Source organism: Ethanoligenens sp., assembly GCF_047718355.1.
Lineage (GTDB): Bacteria > Bacillota > Clostridia > Oscillospirales > Ethanoligenentaceae > Ethanoligenens.
This window is the reverse complement of sequence record NZ_JBDNLG010000125.1, coordinates 1-5,955: the sequence shown is the minus strand read 5'-3', so window position 1 is coordinate 5,955 and position 5,955 is coordinate 1. Positions and strand designations below refer to the sequence as shown.

General features: G+C 48.2%; 5 protein-coding genes. All 5 read left to right on the top strand.

Annotated elements, in window-relative coordinates:
- Positions 1-223: 223 nt before the first annotated feature.
- The 5 genes from ABF463_RS13595 to mobP2 all read left to right on the top strand — a co-directional run bounded on the left by ABF463_RS13595 (position 224) and on the right by mobP2 (position 5,918).
- Positions 224-409, top strand: coding sequence for a type II toxin-antitoxin system HicA family toxin (locus ABF463_RS13595; protein WP_415534429.1), 186 nt, complete (start codon positions 224-226; stop codon positions 407-409).
- A gap of 56 nt (positions 410-465) precedes the next feature.
- Entirely contained in the window at positions 466-867 is a 402-nt protein-coding gene (locus ABF463_RS13590) for a type II toxin-antitoxin system HicB family antitoxin (RefSeq protein WP_415534427.1), read from the top strand.
- A gap of 214 nt (positions 868-1,081) precedes the next feature.
- On the top strand, positions 1,082-1,270 hold the full coding sequence (locus tag ABF463_RS13585) for a type II toxin-antitoxin system HicA family toxin (RefSeq protein ID WP_415534425.1): 189 nt from the start codon (positions 1,082-1,084) through the stop codon (positions 1,268-1,270).
- 24 nt (positions 1,271-1,294) lie between these two features.
- Complete coding sequence (locus tag ABF463_RS13580; protein ID WP_415534423.1) at positions 1,295-1,696, top strand: type II toxin-antitoxin system HicB family antitoxin; 402 nt, start codon at positions 1,295-1,297, stop codon at positions 1,694-1,696.
- Between the two features lie 79 nt (positions 1,697-1,775).
- Entirely contained in the window at positions 1,776-5,918 is a 4,143-nt protein-coding gene (gene mobP2, locus ABF463_RS13575) for a MobP2 family relaxase (protein ID WP_415534421.1), read from the top strand.
- Positions 5,919-5,955: the final 37 nt, after the last annotated feature.

Sequence of the window (5,955 nt, the reverse complement as noted above, 5' to 3'; positions counted from 1 at the left end):
GGTGTAGGCTGTTTGTCACTAAATACCTGCCAGCGTATTGTTGGCCCGTTGAATTTGCAAATTACAATTACTCGCAATGGCATTAGTGTTTGTGAGGAGAATGATGAAAATTGGTTTGTGAAGTGACGCTCACAATTTTCTGAACCTTATGCTTATGAAAAGATAAGTTTTTCTTGAAAATACGTAATAATACGTATATAATATTAAGTGAGGGGTGAGGTTATTGACAGAGCGGGAAGTCAAAAAAAGGTTGAAAGATGCCGGCTGGACCATCATAGAAGGTACACGCCATAGCATGGCAGTTGACAATCTCAACTATCCCGGTGTGAAGATTCCAATACCACGCCACAAAGGAGATTTCGCATCAGGTACTGCAAACGCAATTCTTCGGGAAGCGGCGCTGAAATAGCCCTTTTTCTTGCCCCTTAAATAGCTATAATAAGAAGCCGAAAGGAGAGATTGTATTTGAAATATGCATATCCCGCAATCTTTACCCAAACCCCAGATGGTTATCAAGTAAAAGTCCCTGATTTGCCCGGCTGTATCACTTTTGGCGACGACTTACCCGATGCATTGGATATGGCAAAGGATGCCGTGGAAATGTGGCTGTGGGACGCGGAAAACCAAAAAGAGGCAGTTCCACCTGCACATACAATTGAAAATGTGTCCTGTGCTTCTGGTTCATTTACTAGTCTCATCCTCGCGGATACCGACCGTTATCGTAGAGAAAATGATACACGCGCTGTCAAAAAAACACTGTCTATCCCGTTGTGGCTTAACGTAAAAGCCGAGAAAGCCAACGCCCCGTTTTCTCAAATTCTTCAAGAGGGATTAAAAGAATATTTGCATATTGATTCTCCACAATAAGACGATATCTATATTTAGAAAGACCAATTACGGGGCTTTCTTTTTTGCACATTTTTTGAATGAAACAGGTAATAAAGCCGAAATGCAATCCTCTGGGCACTGCAAAAAATGGGTTTGAAGAATACGACCCGAAAGTGGGATAAATAGCAAAATATATCTTTACAATACGTGTAATACGTGCTATAATTGATATATCGAAAAGGGGGGCTTACCCATGCCGAGAACACCGAAAGAAATGATAAAATATCTGCAACAGAATGGGTTTGAATATGTCCGGTCAAACGGCTCGCACCGAATGTATCGTAACCCAGCGACGGGTAAGCAAACGACCGTTCCATACCACAACAAGCCCCTTAAACCCGGTACTGAAAGCAGCATTTTGAAACAGGCTGGTCTTAAATAACCTGCTATGCGATTGGAGGACATTATGTCCAAGCTTTTTTACCCTGCAATATTTCATCCTGAGGATGTAGGCTATTCCGTTACGGTTCCTGATCTCTATGGATGCGTGTCCGAAGGTGACAGCCTCGAAGAAGCTTACGAAATGATTACCGACGCAATCGGGCTGTGCATTACGGACATGCTGGAAAACAGAACGGCTGCGCCTATTGCATCTTCCCCGCAAAACATCAAACACGAAAAGGACGATTTTGTCGTGCTGGTTGAATTTGATCAACTCGCTTACACACGTCGGCATGATACGAAAGCGGTTAAAAAAACGCTTACCATTCCATCATGGCTCAACACAATGGCAGAGGAAAAGCATCTTAACTTTTCTGGCATATTACAGGACGCATTGAAAGATCAACTTAACCTCCCCAAACAATAACTGCTGAAAAAATCATCTTGAAAGTCCCATTTGGGGGCTTTCTTTTTTGCGCATTTTTTAAATGAAAGGGCGATGCAAAATGAGTGATACCCCCGGCGTCGTTACCGTCCATCGTTTTGTTCAGGCGAAAAACGCTAAGGGTGCTTACAGTGACTACGCCGTAGGTTATATGGGGCGACCGGAAGCATTCGACGAGGAAAAGCATCTGGACGATAAACTCTATCATGACAGTAATCTGCTACAAGATGTGGGCGGGTATATGGGCAACAATGAAAAAACAGACGGCCTCTTTGATGCAAATACGGATTTGCTGGAAGCTAGGGACAAACGCGACTATTCTGAGATGTTCAACGCCGCGCAGGCGGCCGATTCCTGCCTATACCAAACGGTTATTTCCTTCGACAACGATTATTTACGCGCCCATGGCGTTGACTTCTCATCCGAAGATGGATTGCACGATATTAAAGAAATGACCCGCCTTGCAGTGTCCGATCTCATTGCCAAAAGCCACCTTGATGAGCGCAACACTATCTGGACAGGTGCCATCCATACCAATACGGACAACATCCATGTCCACATTGCTATTTCGGAAATCGAAAAAACGAAATCACCACGCGACATACTGCCGGAAAAGGCAATCGACAAGATGAAATCGCGCGTGGCCAACATGCTCATGGGCGACGAAAAGCTCATTAGGCTATCAGATTATCTGCACAAAGAGTTACCTCACAGCATCGGCGATACAGCTGTGGAGCTGCGCACTGAAGCGCTGGAAGCCGGAAACGAGCTGACTGCCCTTGCCTGTCTGCTACCAGCGGATTGCGCCTGGCAATATAACCGTCCAAGCATGGCCTCGTATCGGGTGAAAATTGACCATTGCGTCGATACGATCATCCGCAGCAACCCGGAACTCTCCGCAAAATACGCTGACGCACTTGATCTGCTGGAGGAATATCGGCAGGACGTGCAGGATGTTTATGGTACCGGAAAACACGACCGTGCGCAGGAGATGATGGACAACAAACTGGTGGACTTCTATTCCCGAGCTGGAAATCAACTGCTTGCGGAAGCAAAGGAATTGAAACGCGATATGCCCCTTGAAGAAGGGCGCGAAAACGGCCTGCCCGGCGGACCAGAAGGGGGAAAAAGTGAAACGGATGATTTGTCAGACTCGTCATTGCCTCCTGTGGATGAGGAAGCACACGTCATGGATCATGCCCACCCCTCCCCGACAGAGGGCGAAACCTGGCAGTCAGGCCGACCAAAAGGGGGAAAAAGTGAAATGTCAGATAATCCACCCTTATCGGATGAAATGGATATACCGCCAGAGCCTGATGGGCCGCCCGACATTGGTTATGCTCCAGATCCACCGGCAGAAATCCCCGATGAAATTGACCGGCTTATAACCCGTGCGGAACACGGTGATGCTAAAGCACAGTATGATTTGGGCATACGTGCTTTGTATGGCCGTGGTGTGGAAAAAGCCCCTGCACTGGCCTTTCAGGCTATAAAAGATTCTGCCAGTCGCGGAAGCCCCGTTGCGCAGTACAAATTGGCGCAAATGTACCGTGACGGTGTCGGCACTGAAAAAAGTGATTTCCTCGCGGATGATTATTTTTACAAAGCCTTTCATGGCCTCCTTGAGCAGGCTCAAAACGGCGATGCCTATGCCAATTACCGTGTGGCCACAATGTATGAAAAAGGTGAGGGTGTCCCACAGGATGACCAAAAATATCAGGAATATCTGCAAGCGGCATCATACCTCGGCCATGCTCAGTCTATGTACCTGCTCGGAAAACAACTTGTTTCATCCGGTATAACTGATTTTGATAAGGGATTAAACTATCTCGAAAAGGCAGCTGACAATGGTCATGCAAAAGCAACAACACAATTAGGGCTGTTGTATCAATCCTTAGGTGATAATGAGACTGCATTTGCATATATGAGAGCTGCTGCCAATCTTGGTGATCAGCCGGCAGCGTATATGCTTGGGAGGATGTACCGAGACGGTATTGGCACACCAGCTGACGCTAAAAAGGCGAAAGAATATCTCAAACAAGGTGCCAATATCTTTTGGACGGATGAATACAAGGCCGCGCGGGCTTACCTGTATGGTTCAAAAAAGGTAGAGCAGGATTTTTCCACCGCGCTTTCGCTGCTCAAAGAAGAAGCGGAAAAAGGTAACGCATTTGCCATGTGCGACGTTGGTCGTATTTATGAAAGTGGCCTTGGCATCGATCCTGATCCGGACATGGCCGCCCGATATTACACAGAGGGACTGTCAGCACTGCTGGCAGTCGAAGAAAACGGTCACGATGCTTACCTACAGTACCGTATCGGGAAAATGTACCGGTTTGGGAAAGGCACGGAGCCAAACGACGTGACAGCCGCAGAGTGGTTTGAAAAATCTGCCGCCCAGGGCAACCAGTTTGCGCAGTACTCTTTGGGCGGGATGTGCTATCGTGGCCAGGGTGTGGAACAAAATTTTGAAACAGCGCTTGAATACTACGAAGCCGCAGCGGAACAAGGCAATGCGTTCGCTGCGTATGAACTCGGCGAAATGTATCATGACGGGATCGGCACGGCTCCAAATGTCTCCGAAAGTGAGCGCTTCTTTCAACAGGCGTTTGATGGATTTGTGAAAATCGAAGAGAAAAACCCCGATGATAAAATCCAATACCGTCTCGGGAAAATGCTGGAGACCGGTACCGGAACCACAAAAGACCCTGATGACGCCGTCCGGTATTACGAAAAATCCGCGAAACTTAAAAATCCAAACGCACAATACGCACTTGCACGGATCTATCTGGCCAGTCAAGACATTACGAAGGTAAAACAGGCCATCATGTGGCTGAAAAAATCCGCTGCCCAACAAAACCCGTATGCCCGGTACACTCTTGGCAAGCTGCTGGCAGACGGCAAAGTCATCAAGCAAAATAGCAAAGCTGCGCTTATCTGCTTTACATCAATTGCAGATAATAATCCCTACGCCGCCTATACCGCCGCAAAGATGTATCGGGACGGTATTGGTACCGAGAAAAGCGCGGAGCAGGCCGACAAACACTTTACTAGGGCGTTCCAGAGCTTCACCGCGGCGGAAAATGAAACACCCGATGCTAATCTGGAATACAGACTGGCCACCATGCTTCTGGCTGGCGAAGGCTGCGAAAGAAATCCCGAACAGGCAGTCGCTTATTTAAACGCTGCCTGTGAAAAAGAACACCCTTCCGCGCAGTACATGCTTGGTAAAATGTATCTCAAAGGCGATGTCGTTGCAAAAGATGAAAAGCAGGCGTTCCGGCATATCCAATCTGCCGCTGACAACGATCATCCCCATGCAGCCTACACCACAGGGCAGCTGTATCGCGACGGTATTGGTACCGAAAAGGATGAGCGGGCCGCGCAAAAGTACTTCAAAATAGCCTTTGAGGCATACCAGAAGGGGGAAAAAGAAGAACCGGCTCCAGCAACAGAATATCGGCTCGGTATGATGTTGCTTGTCGGCGAGGGGTGTCCAAAAGATGCAAAAGCGGCAGTCGTTTATTTGGATTTGGCTGCTGGCAAGGGACAAGAGTATGCACAGTACGCACTCGGCCGCCTGTACCTCACCAGCGAGGATGTCCCGAAGGATGTTGACAAAGCTGTGAGCTATTTGGATGCCTCCGCCGCGCAGGGAAACCAGTTTGCGCAATATGCCCTCGGCCGTCTGTATCTCACCGGCGAGGATGTCCCAAAGGATGTTGATAAAGCCATCGGCTATCTGGATGCCTCCGCCGCGAAAGGAAACCAGTATGCACAATATGCCCTCGGCGTGCTGCATCTTGATGGAAAGGAGGTGTCAAAGGACGTGCATAAAGGCTTAGGCTATCTCCATGCATCTGCCGAACAGAACAATCCCTTTGCACAATACGCGCTCGGCCGATATGAGCTTTCGGAGGGAAAGCGGGGGCTGGCGCTTGAGTGGTTTCGAAAATCTGCCGCCCAGGGCAATGAGTACGCTAAAAAAGCGATCAATTATATCAATCGACCGCGCACCCGCCCTCAAGTACAACGGCAGACCAGCATTATCCCGGTGAAAGCACTGTCTGCTGTAAGACGGCTAACAAATGACTATAACCGCCGTGTCGCCCAGCTCCAGCGTGAATTTGACCGAGAGATGGAACTTGAAAGAGAACAGTCTCAATCTTTTGAACGGCATCAGGAAAAAGGTAGGGCACCATAAGGAAGTTATGGAGAACACTCCCATAACGTTACCATTC